Origin of the sequence: Cellulomonas sp. FA1 (genome assembly GCF_000986825.1) — a bacterium.
Lineage (GTDB): Bacteria > Actinomycetota > Actinomycetes > Actinomycetales > Cellulomonadaceae > Cellulomonas > Cellulomonas iranensis.
This window is the reverse complement of the sequence record NZ_LBMY01000001.1, coordinates 1704208-1726274: the sequence shown is the minus strand read 5'-3', so window position 1 is coordinate 1726274 and position 22067 is coordinate 1704208. Positions and strand designations below refer to the sequence as shown.

General features: G+C 72.7%; 21 protein-coding genes and 1 riboswitch. Of the genes, 16 read left to right on the top strand and 5 right to left on the bottom strand.

The window, feature by feature from the left end; genetic code table 11:
* Positions 1-225 precede the first annotated feature (225 nt).
* The 10 genes from chvE (GY42_RS07665) to GY42_RS07620 all read left to right on the top strand — a co-directional run bounded on the left by chvE (GY42_RS07665) (position 226) and on the right by GY42_RS07620 (position 12988).
* On the top strand, positions 226-1365 hold the full coding sequence (gene chvE / locus GY42_RS07665) for a multiple monosaccharide ABC transporter substrate-binding protein (RefSeq protein ID WP_082131406.1): 1140 nt from the start codon (positions 226-228) through the stop codon (positions 1363-1365).
* 68 nt (positions 1366-1433) lie between these two features.
* Positions 1434-2981 (top strand): multiple monosaccharide ABC transporter ATP-binding protein, encoded by a 1548-nt coding sequence (mmsA, locus tag GY42_RS07660; RefSeq protein WP_046528889.1) that lies wholly within the window; start codon positions 1434-1436, stop codon positions 2979-2981.
* On the top strand, positions 2978-4216 hold the full coding sequence (gene mmsB, locus GY42_RS07655) for a multiple monosaccharide ABC transporter permease (protein WP_046528888.1): 1239 nt from the start codon (positions 2978-2980) through the stop codon (positions 4214-4216). The genes mmsA (GY42_RS07660) and mmsB (GY42_RS07655) overlap by 4 nt, the downstream gene beginning before the upstream one ends.
* Before the next feature lie 48 nt (positions 4217-4264).
* Entirely contained in the window at positions 4265-5539 is a 1275-nt protein-coding gene (locus GY42_RS07650) for an ROK family transcriptional regulator (RefSeq protein ID WP_046528887.1), read from the top strand.
* A 93-nt stretch (positions 5540-5632) separates the two neighbouring features.
* Entirely contained in the window at positions 5633-6412 is a 780-nt protein-coding gene (locus GY42_RS07645) for an ATP-binding cassette domain-containing protein (protein WP_046528886.1), read from the top strand.
* A gap of 409 nt (positions 6413-6821) precedes the next feature.
* On the top strand, positions 6822-7979 hold the full coding sequence (gene chvE, locus GY42_RS07640; protein ID WP_046528885.1) for a multiple monosaccharide ABC transporter substrate-binding protein: 1158 nt from the start codon (positions 6822-6824) through the stop codon (positions 7977-7979).
* Positions 7980-8064: 85 nt separating this feature from the next.
* Positions 8065-9621: a multiple monosaccharide ABC transporter ATP-binding protein gene (mmsA, locus tag GY42_RS07635; RefSeq protein ID WP_046528884.1), complete on the top strand. Its 1557-nt coding sequence runs from the start codon at positions 8065-8067 to the stop codon at positions 9619-9621.
* Positions 9618-10796: a multiple monosaccharide ABC transporter permease gene (gene mmsB, locus GY42_RS07630; RefSeq protein WP_046528883.1), complete on the top strand. Its 1179-nt coding sequence runs from the start codon at positions 9618-9620 to the stop codon at positions 10794-10796. The genes mmsA (GY42_RS07635) and mmsB (GY42_RS07630) overlap by 4 nt, the downstream gene beginning before the upstream one ends.
* 124 nt (positions 10797-10920) lie before the next feature.
* On the top strand, positions 10921-12138 hold the full coding sequence (locus tag GY42_RS07625) for an ROK family transcriptional regulator (protein ID WP_046528882.1): 1218 nt from the start codon (positions 10921-10923) through the stop codon (positions 12136-12138).
* Between the two features lie 61 nt (positions 12139-12199).
* The gene (locus GY42_RS07620; RefSeq protein ID WP_046528881.1) at positions 12200-12988 is read left to right on the top strand and encodes an ATP-binding cassette domain-containing protein; all 789 of its coding nucleotides are present in this window, start codon (positions 12200-12202) and stop codon (positions 12986-12988) included.
* 19 nt (positions 12989-13007) lie between these two features.
* Here GY42_RS07620 and GY42_RS07615 read toward each other — a convergent pair whose 3' ends face one another.
* From GY42_RS07615 to purU, 4 genes are all read right to left on the bottom strand, one after another.
* Positions 13008-13472: a hypothetical protein gene (locus tag GY42_RS07615; protein WP_046528880.1), complete on the bottom strand. Its 465-nt coding sequence runs from the start codon at positions 13470-13472 to the stop codon at positions 13008-13010.
* A gap of 179 nt (positions 13473-13651) precedes the next feature.
* The gene (locus GY42_RS19800; protein WP_236686746.1) at positions 13652-13957 is read right to left on the bottom strand and encodes a cellulose binding domain-containing protein; all 306 of its coding nucleotides are present in this window, start codon (positions 13955-13957) and stop codon (positions 13652-13654) included.
* Complete coding sequence (locus GY42_RS20015; RefSeq protein WP_269082303.1) at positions 13954-15072, bottom strand: extracellular catalytic domain type 1 short-chain-length polyhydroxyalkanoate depolymerase; 1119 nt, start codon at positions 15070-15072, stop codon at positions 13954-13956. The genes GY42_RS19800 and GY42_RS20015 overlap by 4 nt, the downstream gene beginning before the upstream one ends.
* Before the next feature lie 160 nt (positions 15073-15232).
* Complete coding sequence (gene purU, locus GY42_RS07605) at positions 15233-16099, bottom strand: formyltetrahydrofolate deformylase (protein ID WP_046528879.1); 867 nt, start codon at positions 16097-16099, stop codon at positions 15233-15235.
* Positions 16100-16147: 48 nt separating this feature from the next.
* Between purU and GY42_RS07600 the strand changes: the two genes are divergently transcribed.
* On the top strand, positions 16148-16639 hold the full coding sequence (locus tag GY42_RS07600) for a GNAT family N-acetyltransferase (RefSeq protein ID WP_046528878.1): 492 nt from the start codon (positions 16148-16150) through the stop codon (positions 16637-16639).
* Positions 16640-16787: 148 nt separating this feature from the next.
* Here the strand turns inward: GY42_RS07600 and GY42_RS07595 are convergent, their stop codons facing one another.
* The gene (locus GY42_RS07595; protein WP_046528877.1) at positions 16788-17735 is read right to left on the bottom strand and encodes a DMT family transporter; all 948 of its coding nucleotides are present in this window, start codon (positions 17733-17735) and stop codon (positions 16788-16790) included.
* Positions 17736-17774: 39 nt separating this feature from the next.
* On the opposite strand from GY42_RS07595, the gene GY42_RS07590 reads away from it, so the two are divergent.
* The 5 genes from GY42_RS07590 to GY42_RS07570 all read left to right on the top strand — a co-directional run bounded on the left by GY42_RS07590 (position 17775) and on the right by GY42_RS07570 (position 22045).
* The gene (locus GY42_RS07590) at positions 17775-18302 is read left to right on the top strand and encodes a MarR family winged helix-turn-helix transcriptional regulator (RefSeq protein WP_046528876.1); all 528 of its coding nucleotides are present in this window, start codon (positions 17775-17777) and stop codon (positions 18300-18302) included.
* A 121-nt stretch (positions 18303-18423) separates the two neighbouring features.
* A complete protein-coding gene (locus GY42_RS07585) occupies positions 18424-18972 on the top strand; it encodes a hypothetical protein (RefSeq protein WP_152667240.1) in 549 nt (182 codons plus the stop codon).
* Positions 18973-19028: 56 nt separating this feature from the next.
* A riboswitch (ZMP/ZTP riboswitch) is annotated at positions 19029-19119 on the top strand.
* A 75-nt stretch (positions 19120-19194) separates the two neighbouring features.
* On the top strand, positions 19195-20478 hold the full coding sequence (gene glyA, locus GY42_RS07580; protein ID WP_046528874.1) for a serine hydroxymethyltransferase: 1284 nt from the start codon (positions 19195-19197) through the stop codon (positions 20476-20478).
* Positions 20479-20490: 12 nt separating this feature from the next.
* Positions 20491-21372 carry a bifunctional methylenetetrahydrofolate dehydrogenase/methenyltetrahydrofolate cyclohydrolase gene (locus GY42_RS07575; RefSeq protein WP_046528873.1) on the top strand — a complete coding sequence of 294 codons (882 nt, stop codon included), beginning with the start codon at positions 20491-20493 and terminating at the stop codon, positions 21370-21372.
* Between the two features lie 193 nt (positions 21373-21565).
* Positions 21566-22045 (top strand): VOC family protein, encoded by a 480-nt coding sequence (locus GY42_RS07570; protein ID WP_046528872.1) that lies wholly within the window; start codon positions 21566-21568, stop codon positions 22043-22045.
* Positions 22046-22067: the final 22 nt, after the last annotated feature.

Below are 22067 nucleotides of genomic sequence, written 5' to 3'. Positions count from 1 at the left end.
GTCGTCGTCGGGGGTCATGCCCGTTTCGAACGGACTCGGTGCGGTGTCGAGCGCGCGGGTGACGTCAGGACACGGATTGGTCACGGCTCTTGCCTGCTCCAAGCCTTCAGGTCTTGAATGCAACGCGAAGCCGCACCCGGCTCCTCGGCAGCGACGCCGACCCCGGGTGGCCCGGACGACGGACGTCCCGGCCGCAGCAGCGGCGCACACGAGGGAGCGACGACGATGTCACTGGCATGGAAGAAGACGGCGGTCGCGGTGCTCGCCGCGGGCCTGCTCGCAGGGTCCCTGGCCGCGTGCAGCTCCGAGCGCGACACGGGCTCCGGCGGCGGGGCGACCGACGGCGCGTCGGGCAGCACCGAGGACACGACGGTCGGCATCGCGATGCCCACCAAGAGCCTCGAGCGCTGGAACCGTGACGGCGCCCACCTCGAGGAGCTCCTCAAGGACGCCGGCTACGAGACGAGCCTGCAGTACGCCGACAACAAGGTCGACCAGCAGATCACCCAGATCGAGAACATGATCAACCAGGGCGCGGACATCCTCGTCATCGCGTCCATCGACGGCACGGCGCTCGCGCCGACGCTGCAGCAGGCGGCCGACCAGGGCATCAAGGTCATCGCCTACGACCGCCTCATCAACGACACCCCGAACGTCGACTACTACGCGACGTTCGACAACTACGGCGTCGGCAAGATGCAGGGCGAGTTCATCGTCGACGCGCTCAAGCTCGACACGGGTGCGGGGCCGTTCAACCTCGAGCCCTTCGCCGGGTCGCCCGACGACAACAACGCGAAGTTCTTCTTCGCGGGTGCGTGGGACGTCCTCAAGCCGTACGTCGACAAGGGCCAGCTCGTCGTGCCGTCGGGCAAGGCGCCCGCGTCCGACGACGACTGGGCCTCGATCGGCGTCCAGGGCTGGAGCTCGGACACCGCGCAGTCCGAGATGGAGAACCGCCTCAACTCGTTCTACTCGGGCGGCACCAAGGTGAACGTCGTCCTGTCGCCCAACGACTCCCTCGCGCTGGGCATCGCGCAGGCGCTCGAGGGCGCCGGCTACGCGCCCGGTCCGGACTACCCGGTCCTTACGGGTCAGGACGCCGACAAGGCCAACGTCCTCAACATGATCGCCGGCAAGCAGTCGATGTCGGTGTGGAAGGACACCCGCGCCCTCGGCGACCAGGTCGCGAAGATGGTCGACCAGATCGTCAAGGGCGAGACCGTCGAGGTCAACGACGAGAAGACCTACGACAACGGCGAGAAGGTCGTCCCGACCTACCTCCTGCCGCCGCAGGTCATCACGCCGGACAACGTCCAGGTGCTCGTCGACTCGGGCTTCTACACGGCCGCCGACCTCGGCCTGTGAACCACCGCCGGCCGCGCGACCCGTCCGGTCGCGCGGCCGGCACCGCCCGGACGACCCAGCGAGGACCCATGGACACCGAGCACATCCTCGAGATGCGCGGCATCACCAAGACGTTCCCCGGCGTGAAGGCGCTCGCGGACGTCACCCTGTCCGTCCGCCGCGGCGAGATCCACGCGATCTGCGGCGAGAACGGCGCGGGCAAGTCGACGCTCATGAAGGTGCTGTCGGGCATCTACCCGCACGGCACGTACGAGGGCGAGATCGTCCTCGACGGCGAGGTGCAGGAGTTCCGCGGCATCCGCGACTCCGAGCGCCAGGGCGTCGTCATCATCCACCAGGAGCTCGCGCTGTCGCCGTTCCTGTCGATCGCCGAGAACATCTTCCTCGGCAACGAGCGCGCCGAGCGCGGCGTCGTGGACTGGAACCGCACGAACGCCGAGGCAGCCAGGCTCCTCGCGCGCGTCGGGCTGGCCGAGCGTCCCGACACGCGTGTCAGCGACATCGGCGTCGGCAAGCAGCAGCTCGTCGAGATCGCGAAGGCGCTGTCGAAGGAGGTGCGCCTGCTCATCCTCGACGAGCCCACCGCGGCGCTCAACGACGAGGACTCGGCGCACCTGCTCGGCCTCATCCGCGGCCTGCGCGACGAGGGCATCACCTCGATCATCATCAGCCACAAGCTCAACGAGATCGAGGCCATCGCCGACACCACCACGATCGTCCGCGACGGGCGCACCATCGAGTCGCTCGACATGCACGGCACCGACGCCGTCACCGAGGAGCGCATCATCCGCGGCATGGTCGGCAGGCCGCTCGACCACCGCTTCCCCGACCACACGCCGAGCATCGGCGAGGAGGTCCTGCGGATCGAGGACTGGACCGTGCACCACCCCGTCGACCAGGCCCGCAAGGTCGTCGACCGGGCCAGCCTCACCGTGCGACGGGGCGAGATCGTCGGGCTCGCGGGGCTCATGGGCGCGGGGCGCACCGAGCTCGCGATGAGCGTGTTCGGGCGCTCGTACGGCACCCGGATCTCCGGGCGCGTCTACAAGGACGGCCACGAGATCACGCTCGCGACCGTGCAGCAGGCCATCGCGCACGGCATCGCCTACGCGACCGAGGACCGCAAGCGGTTCGGGCTCAACCTCATCGACACCGTGCAGCACAACGTGTCGGCCGCCGCGCTGGGCAAGCTCGCACGCCGCGGCGTCGTCGACCGCGAGGCCGAGTCGACCGTCGCCGAGCGCTACCGCAAGGAGCTCAACATCAAGACGCCGACCGTCGCCTCCGTCGTCGGCAAGCTCTCGGGCGGCAACCAGCAGAAGGTCGTGCTCGCCAAGTGGCTCTACGCCGACCCGGACGTGCTGATCCTCGACGAGCCGACGCGCGGCATCGACGTCGGCGCCAAGTACGAGATCTACACGATCATCAACAGCCTCGCGGACGCGGGCAAGGGCGTGCTCGTCATCTCCTCCGAGCTGCCCGAGCTCCTCGGCGTCTGCGACCGCATCTACGCGCTCAGCCAGGGTCGCGTCACGGGCGAGGTGGCCCGCGCCGACGCGACCCAGGAGCACCTCATGCACTTCATGACGATGGACAAGGACGGGATCGCCCGATGAGCACCACGACCGACGTCAACGTTCCGTCCCCGACGCCGCCGGGTGCGCCCCGCGTGTCGCTCGGGCAGCGGCTGCAGGGCCTGGGCGGCAACGCGCGCCAGTACGGGATCTTCGGCGCGCTCGTCGTCATCGTCCTGCTGTTCCAGGTGCTCACCGACGGCAAGCTGCTGCTCGCCAACAACGTCGCGGCGCTGTTCCAGCAGAACGCGTACGTCATGATCCTCGCGATCGGCATGGTCATGGTCATCGTGGCCGGGCACATCGACCTGTCGGTCGGGTCGGTCGTGGCGTTCGTCGGCGGCGTGGTGGCCGTGACCATGCGCGACCCGATCGGCCTGCCGTGGATCGCCGCCGTGCTCGTGGGCCTCGCAGTCGGCGCGCTGGTCGGCGCGTGGCAGGGGTTCTGGGTCGCGTACGTCGGGATCCCCGCGTTCATCGTCACGCTCGCGGGCATGCTCGTGTTCCGGGGCCTCGCGCTCGTGATCGTCGGCGAGACGCTCGCGGGCCTGCCGCCCGCGTTCATCCGGATCTCGAAGGGCTCGCTGCCCAACGTGCTCGGGTTCGTCGCCAACATGGACGTCGTCACGCTCGTCATCGGTGCGCTCGCGGTCGCCGCGATCGTGCTCACCCAGGTGCGTGCGCGCCGCTCGCTGCGCAAGCACGACCTGCACGTCGAGGCGTTCGGCCTGTTCCTCGCGAAGATCGCCGCGATCGCGGTCGGCATCGGGATCCTCACGGTGATCCTGTCGTTCTCGGCCGGCGGCACGCCCATCGTGCTCGTCGTCGTCGGCGTGCTCGTCGTCGCGTACTCGTTCCTCATGGGGCGCACGGTCTTCGGCCGGCACATCTACGCGATCGGCGGCAACCGGGCGGCGGCCGCGCTGTCGGGCGTCAGCACGCGGCGCGTGGACTTCTGGATCTTCGTCAACATGGGCCTGCTCGCGGGCGTCGCGGCGATCGTCACGACGGCCCGGGCGGGCGCGGCCATCGCGGCGGCCGGGCAGAACTTCGAGCTCGACGCGATCGCCGCGTGCTTCATCGGCGGTGCGGCGGTGACGGGCGGCATCGGGCGCGTGTCCGGCGCGATCGTCGGCGCGCTCATCATGGGCGTGCTCAACATGGGCCTGTCGATCCTCTCCGTCGACCCCGCGTGGCAGATGGCCATCAAGGGCTTCGTGCTGCTGCTCGCGGTCGCGTTCGACCTGCTCAACAAGCGGCGCGCGGGCACGCAGTAGAACCGGACGTGCGTCCGTGACGGGCGTGGGCGCCGGTAGGTTGCCCTCGTGAGCAGGCGAGCGGGTGCGGCGGGCTCGCAGACCGCGCTGCGCGAGGCCAACAAGGCGCTCGTCGTCGGCACCGTGCAGCGGTACGGCGGGCTCACGCAGGTCGAGCTCGCCGCCGCCACCGGGCTGTCGCAGGCGACGGTGTCGACGATCGTCCGCGAGCTGCTCGCGGCGGGCATCGTCGACACCGCCGTCACGACGCGCAGCGGGCGCCGCGCGCAGCTCGTCACGCTCGCGCGGCGCGTCGGGCTCGCGGTCGGCATCCAGGTGGGCCACCGGCACCTGCGCGTCGTGCTGGGGGACTTCGCGCACGAGGTCGTGGCCGAGCAGACGCTGCCGCTGCCGTTCGAGCACCCCTCGGACACGACGCTCGACCGCGGCGCGCTGCTCGTCATGGACCTGCTCGAGCGCATCGGCTCGGACCTCGAGGACGTCGTCGCCGTCGGCCTGGGCGTGCCCGCGCCCGTGGACGTCGGCACGGGCATGGTCTCGGTGCCGGGCCTGCTGCGCGGGTGGGAGGGGGAGCACCTCGCGCAGGTGCTCACCGAGCGCCTCGGGCGCCCCGTGCTGGTCGACAACGACGCGAACCTCGGGGCGCTCGCGGAGTCCACGCTGGGGGCGGCCCGGGGCTACCGCGACGCGGTGTACGTGCGTGCGTCGTACGGCGTCGGCGCGGGCATCGTGCTGGGCGGCCAGGTGCACCGCGGGTTCGCGGGCACCGCGGGGGAGATCGGGCACGTGCAGGTCGACCCGACGGGCCACATCTGCCGGTGCGGCGCGCGCGGCTGCCTCGACACCGTGGTGGGCGCGACCGCGCTGGTCGAGCCGCTGCGGGCGTCGCACGGGTCGCTCGCGCTGCGTGACGTCGTCGCGCGGGCCCGCGCCGGCGAGCCGGGGTCGTCGCGCGTCGTGGCGGACGCGGGTGCCGTGATCGGGGCGGTGCTGGCGGGCCTGGGCACGAGCATGAACCCGCAGTGCGTCGTGGTCGGGGGCGAGCTGGCGGAGACGGGCGACGTGCTGCTGGGCCCGCTGCGGGAGGCCGTGCAGCGGCGCGTGCTGCTCAACCAGGTCGCACCGCTCGAGGTCGTGCCGGCGGCGCTGGGTCAGCGCGCCGAGGTGATGGGTGCCCTGGTGATGGCGCTGCGCTCGGCCGACGTGCCGGTGCGCGCGGACGACGACGCGCCGGTGGGCGGCGCGCAGGACGACGAGGACACGGGTGCGCCGGGCGACGAGGTCGCGGGGGCGCGGGACGGGCGGGTCGATGGTCGGGGTTGACCGGTGCGGGGCGGGGGGCTTCACTGCACGGGGCACGGTGGTGCGCGGCGGACGCACGCGGTGCGGGCGCACGCAGAGCGGACGGGGTCGACGATGACCGAGACGACGGGGGTCCCGCTGCTGGCGATGCGCGGGATCAGCAAGCGGTTCGGCGGCGTCGAGGCGCTCGTCGGCGTCGACCTCGACGTGCACCGCGGCGAGGTCGTGGCGCTGGTCGGCGACAACGCGGCCGGCAAGTCGACGCTCGCCAAGATGGTCGCCGGGGTCCTGACGCCCGACACGGGCCTCATCGAGGTCGACGGGCGGCCGGTGACGATCCCGACGCCGGCGGCGGCGCACGCGCTGGGCGTCGCGACCGTCTTCCAGGACCTCGCGCTGTGCGACAACCTCGACGTGACGTCGAACCTGTTCCTGGGGCGGGAGCTGCGCGACGCGCGGGGCCGGCGCGACGACGAGCGCATGGAGCAGGTCGCGCGCCAGATCCTGCGGGACCTGACGAGCCGTATCCCGACGGTGCGGGTGCCGCTCGCGCAGCTGTCCGCGGGGCAGCGCCAGGCGGTCGCGATCGCGCGTACGCTCATCGGCTCGCCGCGCATCGTCGTGCTCGACGAGCCGACCGCGTCGCTGTCGGTCGCGCAGACGGCCGAGGTCCTCGTGCACATCGAGGGGCTGCGCGACCTGGGGCTCGCGGTGGTCCTCATCAGCCACAACATGACCGACGTGCGGTCGGTCGCGGACCGTGTCGAGGTGCTGCGGCACGGCCGCAACAACGGGTCGTTCGACGCGCGGTCGACGGCGTACGAGCAGATCATCGCCGCCATCACGGGGGTGTCGCGCGCACCCGGTGCGCGCCGGGTGCCGCTGCCCTCCTGAGGTGGCCGGGCCGGCGGGCCGTGCGCGCCCACGCGCCACGTCGCGCGGCCGGTGCGTCGTCGCACGGGCCGCCCAGACGCCTGGGTGCGGGACCCGAACGGTCGCGGACGCCGTACGTCGGGGCGGGGGCGGGTCGGCCGTGCGGCGACCTCGCGCGTGGTCGCGCTCCCAGATCGCCCGGTCGGACGAGCGTCCGGAAGTTGTGATGAGTTCGTGACCGAGAAGGCATCGTTCGCGGTTGACTTCGGGTTCCGAACTTAAGCATGGTTGTCCCGCTGCACCGGGACGAGGACGACCCCCGTCGCGTCCGAGGCAGCCGGGTACATCCGGTCGGGCCGGCACAGCAGCCGCGTCCGTCCCCGAAGGGCTTCGGGACCGGGAACCTCTCGACGACGAGAAGGAGCACACGATGCGACGCAAGTTCACCATGGTGGCGGCGGCCGGAGCGCTCGCGCTCGGCCTCGCCGCCTGCGGCGGCGGCGGTGCCGGCGCCGGCGGCGGCAGCACCGAGGGCGCCGGCGGCGGCGCCGACCCGAGCGACATCACGATCGGCGTCGCGATGCCGACCGAGACCTCCGAGCGCTGGATCGCCGACGGCAAGGCCGTCAAGCAGGGTCTCGAGGACCTGGGCTACAAGGTCAACTTGCAGTACGCGGGCGACGACATCCCGACCCAGACCCAGCAGATCGACCAGATGATCACGAGCGGCGCCGACGTCCTCATCATCGCGTCGATCGACGGCACCGCCCTCACGAGCCAGCTCGAGAGCGCCGCCGCGCAGAACATCCCGGTCATCGCGTACGACCGCCTCATCCGCGACAGCGAGAACGTCGACTTCTACGTCACGTTCGACAACTTCGCGGTCGGCGTCGCGCAGGGCACCGCGCTGCTGCAGGGCATGGGCCTCATCGACGCCTCGGGCGTCGCGGTCCAGGGCGTGCAGGGCCCGCTCAACATCGAGCTGTTCGCCGGCTCGCCCGACGACAACAACGCCGGGTTCTTCTTCGACGGCGCGATGTCCGTGCTGCAGCCCTACATCGACAACGGCACGCTCGTCGTGAAGTCGGGCCAGACGGACTTCGACACCGTCGCGACGCTGCGCTGGTCGCAGGAGGCCGCCCAGAAGCGCATGGAGGACCTGCTCACCTCCACGTACTCCGACGGCTCGACGCTCTCGGGCGTGCTGTCGCCGTTCGACGGCATCTCGCGCGGCATCATCACGGCGCTCCAGGGCGTCGGCCAGGGCCCGACCATCGAGGCCGGCCTGCCGATCGTCACCGGCCAGGACGCCGAGATCGCGTCGGTCAAGCTCATCAACGACGGCGTGCAGTCCTCGACGATCTTCAAGGACACGCGCAAGCTCGCCGACCAGTCCGTCAAGGTCGCCGAGGCGTTCGTCAAGGGCGAGAAGCCCGAGGCCAACGACACCGAGACGTACGACAACGGCAAGAAGGTCGTCCCGTCCTACCTGCTGACGGTCGACACCGTCTTCGCGGAGGACATCGTCCCGCTGCTCGTCGACTCGGGCTACTGGACCGAGGCCCAGGTCCAGTCGGGCGTCGCCTGACCCGGTGACGCGGCCCGGCCGGGCGATCCCCGGCCGGGCCGCGCCCCCACCGCCCGCCATCCGACCACCACTGAACGGAGGGGTCATGGACCACAGCACCATCCTCGAGATGCGGTCCATCACCAAGACCTTCCCGGGCGTCAAGGCGCTGCAGGACGTCAACCTGACCGTGAGGCGCGGAGAGATCCACGCCATCTGCGGCGAGAACGGCGCCGGCAAGTCGACCCTCATGAAGGTCCTGTCCGGCGTCTACCCGCACGGCACCTACGACGGTGCCATCGTCTTCGAGGGGCAGGAGGTCGAGTTCGGCTCGATCAACGACTCCGAGGGCCGCGGGATCGTCATCATCCACCAGGAGCTCGCGCTGGTGCCGTACCTGTCGGTCGCCGAGAACATCTTCCTCGGCAACGAGGTGCGCGGCGCCGGCTCGCTGATCGACTGGAACAAGGCGAACGCCGAGGCGGCCAAGCTCCTCGCGCGCGTCGGGCTCGACGAGAACCCGACGACGCCCGTGTCGCAGCTCGGCGTCGGCAAGCAGCAGCTCATCGAGATCGCGAAGGCGCTGTCGAAGGAGGTCAAGCTCCTCATCCTCGACGAGCCGACCGCCGCGCTCAACGACAACGACTCCGAGCACCTGCTCGCGCTGCTGCGGCACCTGCAGCAGCAGGGCATCACCTCGATCATCATCAGCCACAAGCTCAACGAGATCGCCGAGATCGCCGACCGCACCACGATCATCCGTGACGGCCGCACCATCGAGACGATCGACATGTCCGACCCGGACTCGACCCAGGACCGCATCATCCGCGGCATGGTCGGGCGGGACCTCGAGCACCGCTACCCCGAGCGCACGCCGGAGATCGGCGACGAGGTCCTGCGGGTCGAGGACTGGACCGTCCGGCACCCCACGCAGGCCGACCGCGTCGTCATCGACCGTGCGTCGTTCTCCGTGCGCGCGGGTGAGGTCGTCGGCATCGCGGGGCTCATGGGCGCCGGGCGCACCGAGCTCGCGATGAGCATCTTCGGCCGCTCCTACGGGCGCGGCATCACGGGCCGGATCTACAAGAACGGCCAGGAGATCCAGGTCCGCAGCGTCGACGAGGCGATCAACCACGGCCTCGCGTACGCCACCGAGGACCGCAAGCGGTACGGGCTCAACCTCATCCAGGACATCCGGCAGAACGTGTCCGCGGCCGGCCTGCGCCGCCTCGCGCGCCGCGGCTGGGTCAACGGCAACGAGGAGGTCCGGGTCGCCGAGGAGTACCGCGCGAGCCTGAACATCAAGACGCCGACCGTCATGGCGGTCGTCGGCAAGCTGTCGGGCGGCAACCAGCAGAAGGTCGTGCTGGCCAAGTGGCTCTACACCGAGCCGGACGTGCTGATCCTCGACGAGCCGACGCGCGGCATCGACGTCGGCGCGAAGTACGAGATCTACACGATCATCAACAAGATGGTCGCAGCGGGGAAGGCGGTCGTCGTCATCTCCTCCGAGCTGCCCGAGCTGCTCGGCATCTGCGACCGCGTCTACACCCTCGCGTTCGGGCGGATCACCGGTGAGCTGCCCGTCGCCGAGGCCACCCAGGAGCGGCTCATGGAGCTCATGACCATGGAGCGCGAGACAGCAAAGGACCTTGCCTCATGACGGCCATCGCCGGCTTCCGCGAGATGGTGACGCGGAACCTCCGCCAGAGCGGCATCTTCGTCGCGTTCCTCGTGATCGTCGCGCTCTTCTCGTTCCTGAACTCGAACTTCCTGAGCCCTGGCAACCTCACGAACATCGTCCTGCAGTACTCCTACATCCTGATCCTCGCGATCGGCATGGTCATGGTGATCGTGCTGGGGCAGATCGATCTGTCGGTCGGGTCGGTCGTGGCCCTCACCGGGGCCGTGTCCGCGGTCCTCGTGATCCGCAACGGCCAGCCCTGGTGGGTCGGCGTGCTCGCGGCGCTCGTCGTCGGAGGCCTGGTCGGCATGTGGCAGGGCTTCTGGGTCGCCTACGTGGGCATCCCCGGCTTCATCGTCACGCTCGCCGGCATGCTGCTGTTCCGCGGTCTCGCGCAGCGCGTGCTCGACAACGTCTCGCTGTCGCCGTTCGGCGGCACGTACTACGACATCGCCAACGGCTTCTCGACCAACGGTCTGCTCGGCGGCTACGGCGTGGACGTGTTCACGCTCGTGATCTTCGGCATCGCGGTGGTCGGGTACGCCGTGAGCCAGTGGCGCACCCGCATGGGCCGCATCGCGTACCAGCAGGTCGTCGAGGCGCTGCCGCTGTTCGTGCTCAAGCTCGTCGCGATCGCCGCGGTCGTCATGTGGTTCGGCTACCAGCTCGCGCAGTCCCGCGGCCTGCCGAACATCCTCATCGTGCTCGCGGTGCTGATCCTGGCCTACTCGGTCATCACGCAGCGCTCGGTGTTCGGCCGGCACATCTACGCGATCGGCGGCAACCTCAACGCCGCGCAGCTGTCGGGCGTCAAGGTCCGCCAGGTGACGTTCTGGACCTTCGTCAACATGGGCCTGCTGGCCGGTGTCGCGGGCGTCGTGTTCTCGTCCCGCATGAACGGCGCCCAGCCGGGCGCGGGCAACATGTTCGAGCTCGACGCGATCGCCGCGGCGTTCATCGGCGGCGCGTCGACGACCGGCGGCGTCGGCCGCGTGACGGGCGCCATGACCGGTGCCCTGATCATGGCCGTCATGAGCAACGGCATGCAGCTCATGGGCGTCCCGCAGTCCGTCCAGCAGATGGTCAAGGGCCTCGTGCTCCTGCTGGCCGTCGCGTTCGACGTCTGGAACAAGCGGCGCGCCGAGGCACGCTGACACCACCCGCGCGCCCCGTGCCGGACACCCGGTGCGGGGCGCGCGACGTGCGGCTCCGGCCGGGACCGACGTACGCGTCGGTGCCCGGTTCCGACCGCTAGGCTCGGCCGACGTGAGGGGACCGATGTCGGGATCGCAGTCGTCCCTGCGGGGCGCGAACCGCGCGCTCGTCGTCGAGACCGTCAAGCGCTACGGCGGCCTCACGCAGGTCGAGCTCACCGCCGCCACCGGGCTCTCGCCCGCGACCGTCTCCTCGATCGTCAAGGAGCTGCTCGCCGGGGGCGTCGTCGACACCCACGGCACCATCCGCTCGGGTCGGCGCGCGCAGCTCGTCACGATCGCGCGCCGCACGGGCCTCGCCGCCGGGGTCGACGTCGGCCCGCGGCACCTGCGGGTCGCCCTCGGCGACGTCACGCGCGAGATCGTCGCCGAGCAGACGCTCCCGCTGCCCGCGGACCACCGGGCCGACACGACGCTCGACCGCGTCGCGCTGCTCGTGATCGACCTGCTCGAGCGGGTCGGCGCGTCGGTCGACGAGCTCGTCGGCCTCGGGGTCGGGCTGCCGGCGCCCGTCGAGCCCGGCACGGGCCTCGTGACCGTGCGCGGCCTGCTGCGGGGGTGGGACGAGGTGCCGGTCGTGCACGTGCTGGCCAAGCGCCTGGCCAAGCCCGTGCTGGTCGACAACAACGCGAACCTCGGGGCCCTCGCCGAGAGCCGGTTCGGCGCCGCGCGCGGCTACCAGGACGCGGTGTACGTGTCGGTGGGCGCGGGCACGGGCGCCGGGATCATCCTGTCGGGGCACCTGCACCGCGGGTTCGGCGGCACGGCCGGCGAGATCGGGCACGTGCAGGTCGACCCGCAGGGGCGCATCTGCCGGTGCGGCAGCCGCGGCTGCCTCGACACGGTCGTCGGGTACCCGGCGCTGGTCGAGCCGCTCACGGTCAGCCACGGCACGCTCACGCTGCGCGACCTCGTGCAGCACGCGGTGGACGGCGACCCCGGGTGCCGGCAGGTGGTCGCCGACGCCGGTGCGGTGATCGGCGGCGTCGTCGCGGGCATGGCGATGGTGGTCAACCCGCAGTGCGTCGTCGTCGGCGGCGAGCTCGCGGAGACGGGCGACCTGCTGGTGCAGCCGATGCGCGAGGCCATCGCGCGGCGCGTGCCGCTCAACCAGATGGTCACGCTCGACGTCGTCCCGGGGGACCTCGGCGTCCGGGCGAAGGTGCTCGGCGCCCTCGCGCTGGTGCTCGAGGCGACCGATCAGATGGGTGCGGACGTCGGCGCCGGGCACGGCACGGGCGGCGAGGACGGTACGGCGGCCACCGGGGAGCAAGGTGGCTGACAGGTTTGACGCCCCCGGGAGCGGGGGAAACACTGGTCGGTACGTGCGCGACGAAGGGCAGGTGGGCGAGGCCGTGGGTGTCGGCAGGCGGACCCCTGTGCTGTCGGTGCAGCAGGTGTCCAAGCGGTTCGGGGCGGTCGAGGCGCTCGTCGGGGTCGACCTCGTCGTCCACCCGCACGAGGTCGTGGCCCTGGTCGGCGACAACGGCGCGGGCAAGTCGACGCTCGCGAAGATCATCTCGGGCGTGCTGCAGCCCGACGCGGGCCTGCTCGAGATCGGCGGCGAGCCCGTCGCGCTGCCGTCGCCGTCCGACGCGCACCAGGCGGGCGTCGCGACGGTGTTCCAGGACTACGCGCTGTGCGAGAACCTCGACGTCACCGCGAACCTCTTCCTGGGTCGCGAGCTGCGCGAGCGCACGCTCATGCGCGAGGGCGAGATGGAGCGGGTCGCGCGGCGCATCCTGCACGACCTGTCGAGCCGGATCCCCGCCGTCCGCACCCCCGTGTCGCACCTGTCTGCCGGGCAGCGGCAGACCGTCGCGATCGCGCGGACCCTCATCGGGTCGCCGCGCCTCGTCGTCCTCGACGAGCCCACGGCGGCGCTGTCGGTCGCGCACACGGCGGAGATCCTCACGCACATCGAGCGGCTGCGGGAGCTGGGGCTCGGCGTCGTGCTCATCAGCCACAACCTCAACGACGTGCGCGCCGTGTCGGACCGCATCGAGGTGCTGCGGCACGGCCGCAACAACGGCTCGTTCGACGCACGCCACGTGTCGCAGGAGGAGCTGCTGGCGGCGATCACGGGCGCGACGCAGGTCGCGCCCGTGACCACCTCGGTCGGGCTGCGGTAGCCCGGCGGTCGAGCGGGGGTCAGCGCGCGGCGACGCTGCGCAGGCCGAACCCGCCGAGCACGAACCCGGTGCCGGTGCCGACGACGGCGAGCGCGACCCCGAACGCGATGACGGACGTGAGCAGCGAGCCGCGCACGAACGTGCCCTGCGCGACGGTGTCGCGCATCGGGTCGTCCTGGTCCATGGTCGCGTAGGTCTCGCCGTCGGCCATGGCGGAGATGTGGCCCTTGATGGCCTCGGTCTGCGCGAACGCGGTCCACGGCGACGAGATCTGCTGACCGGCGAAGGCGGGTGCGTCCTCGGCGACCATGGCGCGCTCGGACGCGAGGCCCTGGGAGACGGCGACCCAGGCGCCGGCGCCGCCCAGGATCATGAGCGCGCCGAGCGCGACGAGGAGCGTGCCGAGCAGGCGGACGCGCCTGGCGTTGCGGCGGCCGGCGTCGTCGGTGCGCGGGGCGGTGCTGGGGGCGAGGTCGGCGGTCATGGGGGTGTCCTTCCGATGGCCGGTCGCGTCCTGGTGGACGTCCGGCGACCACGGTGGTGGGTGAAATCTCAAGGACGCACCCCGTGAAACGGTTCATATGACCCGGGTCACAGACTTTCGTCTCTGGTGTCCGGGACGTGGACCGGCCCCGCACTCGCCCGTGCGGGGCCGGTCACGTCTCAGGCGACCGCGCAGGAGGCCCCGTTGAGCGTGAACGCGGACGGCGCGGTGTTGGTCCCGCCGTGCGTGCCGTTGAACCCGAGCTGCACCGAGCCGCCCGGCGGGATCACGCCGTTCCAGGCCGCGTTCGTCACCGTGACCTGCGCGCCCTGCTGGGTGGCGGTCCCGCTCCACGCCTGCGTCACCTGCTGACCCGACGAGAGCGCGAACCGCAGCGTCCAGCCGTCGACCGCGGTCGCGCCGTCGTTGCGGACCGTCACCGACGCCGTGAAGCCGGTCGGCCACTGGTTCGCCGTGTAGGTCACCGTGCAGGCGCCGGCGGGGGCCGTCGGGGTCGACGTGGGCGTCGGCGTCGGGGTGGGCGTGGGGTCGGGGTGGGGGTCGGCGTGGGCGTGGGCGTGGGCGTGGGGGTCGACGTCGGGGTGGGCGTCGGGGCCGGCTGGTCGAGCCCGAAGAACGCGATCGCGGCCGCGGCGTCGACCGGCAGGTTGTGCGTCGTGCCCTGCAGCCGGTTCGTCTCGAACGGCGCCCGGGTGCCCGTGCCCCCGTACCGGGCGCGCGTGCGGTTGCCGAGGGTCTCGCTCGACGCGGGCGTCGCGCTGATCCCGAGCACGTCGGTCCACTGCTTGGTGGCCTCGGTGAAGTTCTGGAAGCTCAGCGTCTCGTCGTTCGTGCCGTGCCACAGCTGCACGCGCGGCCGCGGGCCGCTGTACCCCGGGTAGGTGGCGCGGGCCAGGTCGCCCCACTGCTGCGCGGACAGCACGCGCCGTCCCTGTGCGCAGTCGCTGTTCCAGCCGGCCTGCGCGGTCGTGCCGGGCTTCGGCCCGCCCGTCGCGAAGCACGTGGCCGGGACGCCCGCGAACGCCGATCCCGCCGCGAACACGTCGGGGTACTCGGCGAGCAGCAGCTGCGTCGTCATGGCCCCCGAGGACACGCCCGTGACGAACACGCGCGAGGGGTCCGTCTGGTAACGCTGCTGCACGTAGCGCACCATCTGCACGATGCTCTGCGGGTCGCTGCCGCCGTCACGCGTCATCGCCGCGGCCGACGAGACGTCGAAGCAGTTCCCCGGCCGGTTGGTGCTCGGGTACACCGCGATGAAGCCGTGCTGCGACGCGAGCTCGTCGAACTGCGAGCCGTTGAACATCGCCTGCGCGCTGCCCGTGCAGTAGTGCACGACGACGAGCACCGCGGGGTCGGGCGCGACGCGGTCGGGCACGAACAGGTGCATCCTGAGCCCGCCGGGGTTGCTGCCGAACCCGGTCACCTCGACGAGCGAGGCCGCCTGCGCCGGGGGAGCGGTCGCCACGCCCGCGCCGCCCGCGGCCGCGAGGGCGAGGACGACGGCGGCCAGCGTCGCGCGCAGCGCGCCGGGCGGCCGGGTGCGTCGTGGCCGGGTGCCGGTTCGGGTCGTGCGCATGGGTCCTCCGCCCCGCCGGCCGTGCCGGCGCTGGTCGCGCGGCCCGTCGTCGTCGGCGGGCCGTCGGCCCGAGCATCGACCCCGCGGTCGCGGCCCGGCAGGGCCCGAACCGTTTCGCGCGGCACCGGGGGTGTGGCCGCCCCGGTGCCGCGCGGTGGTCTCAGCGGAAGACGATCGTGCGGTGCCCGTCGAGCAGCACGCGGTGCTCGGCGTGCCACCGCACCGCGCGCGCGAGCGCGCGCCGCTCGACGTCCTGCCCGAGCGCGACCAGGTCGGCCACGGCGTGCGAGTGGTCGACGCGCTCGACGTCCTGCTCGATGATCGGCCCCTCGTCGAGGTCGCCGGTGACGTAGTGCGCGGTCGCACCGATGAGCTTGACGCCGCGCTGGTGCGCCTGCGCGTAGGGGCGTGCGCCCTTGAACGACGGCAGGAACGAGTGGTGGATGTTGATGACGCGGCCCTCGAGCCGGCGGCACAGGTCGTCCGACAGGATCTGCATGTACCGCGCGAGCACGACGAGCTCGACGTCGAGCTCCTCGACGAGCTCGAGCAGGCGGGCCTCGGCGGCGGCCTTGGTCGCGGACGTCACGGGCACGTGGTGGAACGGGATGCCGTAGAAGTCCGCGAGGGGGCGCAGCGCGTCGTGGTTCGAGACGACCGCCACGAGGTCGACGGGCAGGTTCTCGGCCTGCTGGCGGAACGCGAGGTCGTTGAGGCAGTGCGCCGCGGTCGACACCATGACGAGCGTGCGCACCGGGCGCCCGGCCACGTCGAGCCGCCACGTCATGTCGAAGCGCTCGGCGAGCGCCGCAAGGTCGGCGCGCAGCCGCTCGGCGGGCACGTCGGTCGACACCTGCACGCGCATGAAGAACAGCCCCGACAGCGGGTCCCCGAACTGCTGCGACTCGGTGATGTTGCCGCCGTGCTCGGCCAGCAGCCCCGCGACGGCGGCGACGATGCCCGGGCGGTCGGGGCACGACAGGGTCAGGACGAGGTGGGTCGGGTCGACATCCGAGGTGTGGGACACGAGGCCCGAGAGTAGTGCGCGGGCCGCGCGGGCTGAGACGATGACCGCATGACGGCCCTCGACATCCGCCCGGTCACGGTCGACGACGCCGGTGAGCTGCTCACGCTGCGGCGCGCCGCGTTCGTCACCGAGGCGCAGCAGTACGGCGACCCGAACATCCCGCCGCTGACGCAGACGCTCAAGGAGCTCAAGGCCGACCTCACGGCCGACGGCGTCATCACGCTCGGCGCGTGGTGGGGGCACCGGCTGGTCGGGTCGATCCGCGTCCTCGTCGAGGGCGGCAAGGCGACGCTCGGCCGGTTCGCCGTCGCGCCCGACCTGCAGGGCAAGGGCATCGGCACCGAGCTGCTCTCCGCGATCCTGCCGACCCTCCCGGACGGCATCGAGGAGGTCTGGGTGTTCACGGGCCGCGACTCGCTGCAGAACATCGCGCTCTACAACAAGGCCGGCTACGAGCACCAGCACGACCAGACCGCCGGCGACCTCACCTACGCCTACCTGCGCAAGCTCCTCGGCGACGGCGAGGCCGTCCAGGTCTGACCCCCCTGCGCGCCCGACATCCCGCACGCCCCGCGACGCAACCTTCGCGGGGTGTGCGGCGTGCCGGGGCGCGACCCGGCGCGACGTACCGCTCGAGCCGACGCTGCCGCCCCAGGGCTCGCGGCGATGGAGATGGGCCACCGAGGCGTCAGCGGCCCGCGCTCGCGGGCTCGGCCTGACGGTCGGCGGCGCCGGTCGGCGGCGGCACGGCGGCGGTCGCCGCGGGCCGCCGCCGTCGGCGCAGCAGCGCGTGCGCCGCGGGCTGCCCCACGACGACGCCCGCGAGCACGGCGACGACGCCCGCGACCTGCAGCGGCCCGAGGCGCTCGCCGCCCAGCGCGAGCCCGACGGCGACGCCGGTCACGGGGTTGAGCAGGCCGACGAGGCCGACCGACCCGGCGGGCAGGTGCCGCAGCGCGGCGAACCACGCGACGTAGGCCAGGGCCGTGGCGACGAGCGACACGTAGACGATCCCGAGCCAGCCGCGGCCGTCGAGCGCCGGGGGAGCGCCCTCGGCGAGCGCCGCGACGGGCACGAGCAGCAGGCCGCCGGCGACGAGCTGCCAGGACGTGGTGGCGAGCACGTCGACGTCGTCCTTCCAGCGGGTCGCGAGGACGAAGCCGACCGACGACATGACCATGGCGGTCGCGCCGGCGGCGACGCCGACGGGGTCGACGGCGACGGCTCCCGTGACGAGCATCGCGACGACGCCCGCGAGCCCGAGCGCGGCACCGAGCGTCGAGGCCAGCCGCGGGCGCTGCCCGAGCAGGGGCCACGCGACGAGCGCGAGCACGAACGGCGAGACGGCCATGACGGTCGACGCCACCGACGTGGGCAGGCGCTGGGCGGCGACGTAGACGAGCACGAAGAACGCGCTCATGTTGATCGCGCCGAGCACCAGGGAGCGCCACCACCAGGAGCCGCGCGGGCGGCGCCGCGCGAGCGCGAGCAGCACGAGCCCGGCGGGCAGCGCGCGCAGCACCGACCCCCACAGCGGGTGGCTCGCGGGGAGCGTGTGGGCGGTGACGTAGTAGGCGGCTCCCCAGGTGACGGGGGCGATCGCGGCGACGAGCGACCAGCGCCAGGTGCTTTCCACGGAAGACAAAATATCTGACGAGGAAGATATATTCCAGCCATGCCCGCGTCGCGCACGTCACCCACCCCCGACCGGCTCGACCTCGTCGGCGCCGCCTGGCGCGCCGAGCGTCCCGACCTGGACGTCCGGCCCCAGCAGGTCGTCGGACGCCTGCACCGCGTCGCCAACCACCTGACGGCCGAGCTCGTCGCGGTCTACGAGCGGCACGGCCTGTCCGAGGGGGACTTCGACGTCCTCGCGACCCTGCGCCGGGCGGGCGCCCCCTACGCGCGGTCGTGCGGCGACATCGCCGCGCACACGCTCGTCACCAGCGGCGGCGTCACCAAGCGCGTCGACCGCCTCGAGCGCGCCGGCCTCGTGACCCGCCGCGTCGCCGACGACGACGCCCGCGCACGCCTCGTCGAACTCACGCCCCGCGGCCGCGAGGTCATCGACGCCGCGTTCACCGACCACATGGCCAACGAGCACCGCCTGCTCGACGCGCTCACGCCGCAGGACGCCGACACCCTCGAACGGATCCTGCGCACGTGGCTCGCCGCGCTCGAGGAGCCGCCCGCCACCGCCTGACGGTGCGCGTGGTGCGTGCGGTTGTGCGTCGCAGCACCGGCGGGCCGGCGCCGTCCGGGTGACGCCGCCGCCCGCTAGCGTGGTCCGCGCCCGACGAGGGGCGGACGCGAGGGGGGCGGGCATGAGGCGTCGACGTGTCGTCGCGGCAGGCGTCGCCGTGGTGGTGGTGGCGGGCGTCGCGCTGCTCGCGCCGATCGCCCCGGCGACCGCGGGGCACCGCTCGGTCGTCCTCGAGCCGCGGGACCAGGACCCGTGCGCGACCGTCACGGTCCCGGCCGAGATGTCGTGGTCCGTGCGCCGCGGGCCCGTCGTCGCGCGCTGGACGGACGTCGCGCTCGCGACGACGTCGATCCGCATCGACGTCGACCCCGCCTGCGCGGCCGACGAGCGCGTGAGCTGGGTCGGGGCCGACCTGCGGCGCGCCGACCGGCCCGACGACGGGACTCTCGTGCCTCCGCTCGGGGGCGTCGGGTGGGCGGAGGACGCCGCCCAGGGCGACCTGCGGGGCGAGATCGGGACCCCCGACCTCGACCTCGCGTCGGGCTGGACGGGGGCCGACGGCGAGTGGTGCGGCGACCTCACGTTCGTCGTCGAGGTCACCCGCACCGGAGCCGACGGCGTCACCCGCACGCCGCGTCTGGAGCACCCCGTGCGGGTCTGCACCGGCTGAGCCCCGCCGACCGACGCCCGGACGGCCGTGCCCCGCGGCGCGCACGGTTGCTACGCTGTCCCGGTCGCGACTGGCGCAGCAGGGTGGGTCACCACCGGGGAGCGACGCAGCAGCTGGACCGACGGGTCGGACGCCTGGGCCCCACGGTCACCCCACACCCATCGGTGTGCGGGTGCGCCGGGAGCGACCCGCACAGTTGACTGCGACAGGAGAGCACCGCGCATGAGCGACAACGTGCTGGACCAGAACATCGCCGACCTCGACCCCGAGATCGCCGCCGTCCTCGACCGCGAGCTGGCCCGCCAGCAGGGCACCCTCGAGATGATCGCGTCCGAGAACTTCGTGCCGCTCGCGGTCCTGCAGGCGCAGGGCTCGGTGCTCACCAACAAGTACGCCGAGGGCTACCCGGGCCGCCGCTACTACGGCGGCTGCGAGGAGGTCGACGTCGCCGAGACCATCGCGATCGAGCGGGCCAAGGCCCTGTTCGGCGCGGAGTTCGCGAACGTCCAGCCCCACTCGGGCGCCACCGCGAACGCGGCGGTGCTGCACGCCATCGCACGCCCCGGCGACACGATCCTCGGCCTGGCCCTCGACCAGGGCGGCCACCTCACGCACGGCATGAAGATCAACTTCTCCGGCCGCCTGTACGACATCGTCGCCTACGGCGTGGACCCCGAGACGTCCCTCGTGGACATGGACGAGGTCCGCCGCCTGGCACTCGAGCACCGGCCCAAGGTCATCATCGCGGGCTGGTCCGCGTACCCCCGCCAGCTCGACTTCGCCGCGTTCCGCGCGATCGCCGACGAGGTCGGCGCCTACCTGTGGGTCGACATGGCGCACTTCGCGGGCCTCGTGGCCGCGGGCGTGCACCCCAGCCCCGTGCCGCACGCGCACGTCGTGTCCTCGACCGTGCACAAGACGATCGGCGGCCCCCGCTCGGGCTTCATCCTCACCAACGACCCCGACCTGGCCAAGAAGATCAACTCCGCGGTCTTCCCCGGCCAGCAGGGCGGCCCGCTCATGCACGTCATCGCGGCGAAGGCGACGGCCTTCAAGATCGCCGGCACCCCGGAGTTCCGCGACCGGCAGGAGCGCACGCTGCGCGGCGCGCGGATCATCGCCGAGCGCCTGGGCCGGCAGGACGCGAAGGACGCGGGCGTCGCGGTGCGCTCCGGCGGCACCGACGTCCACCTCGTGCTGGTCGACCTGCGCGAGTCGCCCCTGGACGGCAAGCAGGCCGAGGACCTCCTGCACGAGGTCGGCATCACGGTGAACCGCAACGCGGTCCCGAACGACCCGCGCCCGCCGATGACCACCTCGGGCCTGCGCGTCGGCACCCCGGCGCTCGCGACCCGCGGCTTCGGCGACGAGGAGTTCACCGAGGTCGCCGACATCATCGCCGAGGCGCTCGTCGGCGGCTCCGCGGCCGACGTCGAGGCGCTGCGCGCCCGCGTGCGCAAGCTCACCGAGGCGTTCCCGCTGTACCCCGGCCTGAAGCAGTACTGAGCGGGGGCCCCGATGACCGCTCAGAAGCTCGACGGCACCGCGACCGCGGCCGCCCTCAAGGCCGAGCTCACCACGCGCGTCGCGGCGCTCGCCGCGCGCGGCGTGGTGCCCGGGCTCGGCACCCTGCTCGTCGGCGACGACCCCGGCTCGCGCTGGTACGTCAACGGCAAGCACAAGGACTGCGCCGAGGTCGGCATCGCCTCGATCCGCGAGGACCTGCCCGCCGACGCCACGCAGGCCGACATCGAGGCCGCCGTGCGCCGCCTCAACGACGACCCCGCGTGCACCGGGTTCATCGTGCAGCTGCCGCTGCCGAAGGGCATCGACACGCACCGCGTGCTCGAGCTCGTGGACCCGGCCAAGGACGCCGACGGCCTGCACCCGACGAACCTGGGCCGGCTCGTGCTGCGCGTCAACGAGGAGATCGACTCGCCGCTGCCGTGCACGCCGGCCGGCATCGTCGAGCTCCTCGAGCGGCACGGCGTCCCGCTCGCGGGGGCCGACGTGGTCGTCGTCGGGCGCGGCGTGACCGTCGGCCGCTCGATCGGGCTGCTGCTCACGCGTCGCGCGATCAACGCGACCGTCACGCTCACGCACACCGGCACGGCCGACCTCGCGGCGCACACGCGCCACGCGGACGTCGTCGTCGCGGCCGCGGGCGTGCCCGGCATCGTCACGGCCGACATGGTGAAGCCCGGTGCCGCGGTCGTCGACGTGGGCGTCTCGCGCGCCACCGACCCGGAGACCGGCAAGAGCCGCGTCGTCGGTGACGTCGCGCCCGACGTCTGGGACGTCGCGTCGTGGGTCAGCCCCAACCCCGGGGGCGTCGGGCCCATGACGCGCGCGATGCTGCTGCAGAACGTCGTCGACACCGCCGAGCGCCAGGCCGGCTGAACGACCGCCGGCACGAGGCCCGGACGCGCGAGCGTCCGGGCCTCGTCGCGTCCGGTGCCGGTGCGGCGCGAGCCCGGGGGAGCGGTGCCGGTGCTGCGGCGCGGCCGGGCGGTGACGAGCTCGGGCGGCGATGAGTTCGGCGCGTGCCGCGGGTCTGCCCCGTCGTCCACCCGCACGCGACGAGGAGCCGACCATGACCGCGATCCGCACCCACCTGTGGTTCCCCGAGCGCGGGGCCGAGGCCGCCGAGTTCTGGGTGTCCGTCGTCCCGAACTCGCGCATCACCCGCGTCGTCCACGCGGCGCAGGGCGTGCCCGACGTCGAGCCCGGCGCACCGTTCGTCGTCGAGCTCGAGCTCGACGGGCACGCCGTCACCGTGCTGACCGCGGGGCCGTCCTTCACGCTCGACGAGGCGTTCTCGTTCGTCCTCGCGGTCGACACGCAGGAGGAGGTCGACCGCTACTGGGACGCGCTGGCCGCCGACGGCGGGTCGCACGGTCCGTGCGGCTGGCTCAAGGACCGCTTCGGCGTCTCGTGGCAGGTCGTCCCGCGCGCGCTCGACGACATCATGGGTCGCCCCGACGCCGCGGGCGTGCAGCGCGCGACGCAGGCGATGCTGCAGATGACGAAGCTCGACGTCGCCGCGCTCGAGGCCGCCTACGCGGGGGAGTGAGACCCGCCACGACCGCCCCGGG

What these genes read in the sequence shown, in the direction of transcription:
- chvE (WP_082131406.1), top strand. Translation starts at nt 226, where the DNA reads ATGTCACTGGCATGGAAGAAGACGGCGGTCGCGGTGCTCGCCGCGGGC.
- mmsA (WP_046528889.1), top strand. Translation starts at nt 1,434, where the DNA reads ATGGACACCGAGCACATCCTCGAGATGCGCGGCATCACCAAGACGTTC.
- mmsB (WP_046528888.1), top strand. Translation starts at nt 2,978, where the DNA reads ATGAGCACCACGACCGACGTCAACGTTCCGTCCCCGACGCCGCCGGGT.
- GY42_RS07645 (WP_046528886.1), top strand. Translation starts at nt 5,633, where the DNA reads ATGACCGAGACGACGGGGGTCCCGCTGCTGGCGATGCGCGGGATCAGC.
- chvE (WP_046528885.1), top strand. Translation starts at nt 6,822, where the DNA reads ATGCGACGCAAGTTCACCATGGTGGCGGCGGCCGGAGCGCTCGCGCTC.
- mmsA (WP_046528884.1), top strand. Translation starts at nt 8,065, where the DNA reads ATGGACCACAGCACCATCCTCGAGATGCGGTCCATCACCAAGACCTTC.
- mmsB (WP_046528883.1), top strand. Translation starts at nt 9,618, where the DNA reads ATGACGGCCATCGCCGGCTTCCGCGAGATGGTGACGCGGAACCTCCGC.
- GY42_RS07625 (WP_046528882.1), top strand. Translation starts at nt 10,921, where the DNA reads ATGTCGGGATCGCAGTCGTCCCTGCGGGGCGCGAACCGCGCGCTCGTC.
- GY42_RS07615 (WP_046528880.1), bottom strand. Translation starts at nt 13,472, where the DNA reads ATGACCGCCGACCTCGCCCCCAGCACCGCCCCGCGCACCGACGACGCC.
- GY42_RS20015 (WP_269082303.1), bottom strand. Translation starts at nt 15,072, where the DNA reads ATGCGCACGACCCGAACCGGCACCCGGCCACGACGCACCCGGCCGCCC.
- GY42_RS07600 (WP_046528878.1), top strand. Translation starts at nt 16,148, where the DNA reads ATGACGGCCCTCGACATCCGCCCGGTCACGGTCGACGACGCCGGTGAG.
- GY42_RS07590 (WP_046528876.1), top strand. Translation starts at nt 17,775, where the DNA reads ATGCCCGCGTCGCGCACGTCACCCACCCCCGACCGGCTCGACCTCGTC.
- GY42_RS07585 (WP_152667240.1), top strand. Translation starts at nt 18,424, where the DNA reads ATGAGGCGTCGACGTGTCGTCGCGGCAGGCGTCGCCGTGGTGGTGGTG.
- glyA (WP_046528874.1), top strand. Translation starts at nt 19,195, where the DNA reads ATGAGCGACAACGTGCTGGACCAGAACATCGCCGACCTCGACCCCGAG.
- GY42_RS07575 (WP_046528873.1), top strand. Translation starts at nt 20,491, where the DNA reads ATGACCGCTCAGAAGCTCGACGGCACCGCGACCGCGGCCGCCCTCAAG.
- GY42_RS07570 (WP_046528872.1), top strand. Translation starts at nt 21,566, where the DNA reads ATGACCGCGATCCGCACCCACCTGTGGTTCCCCGAGCGCGGGGCCGAG.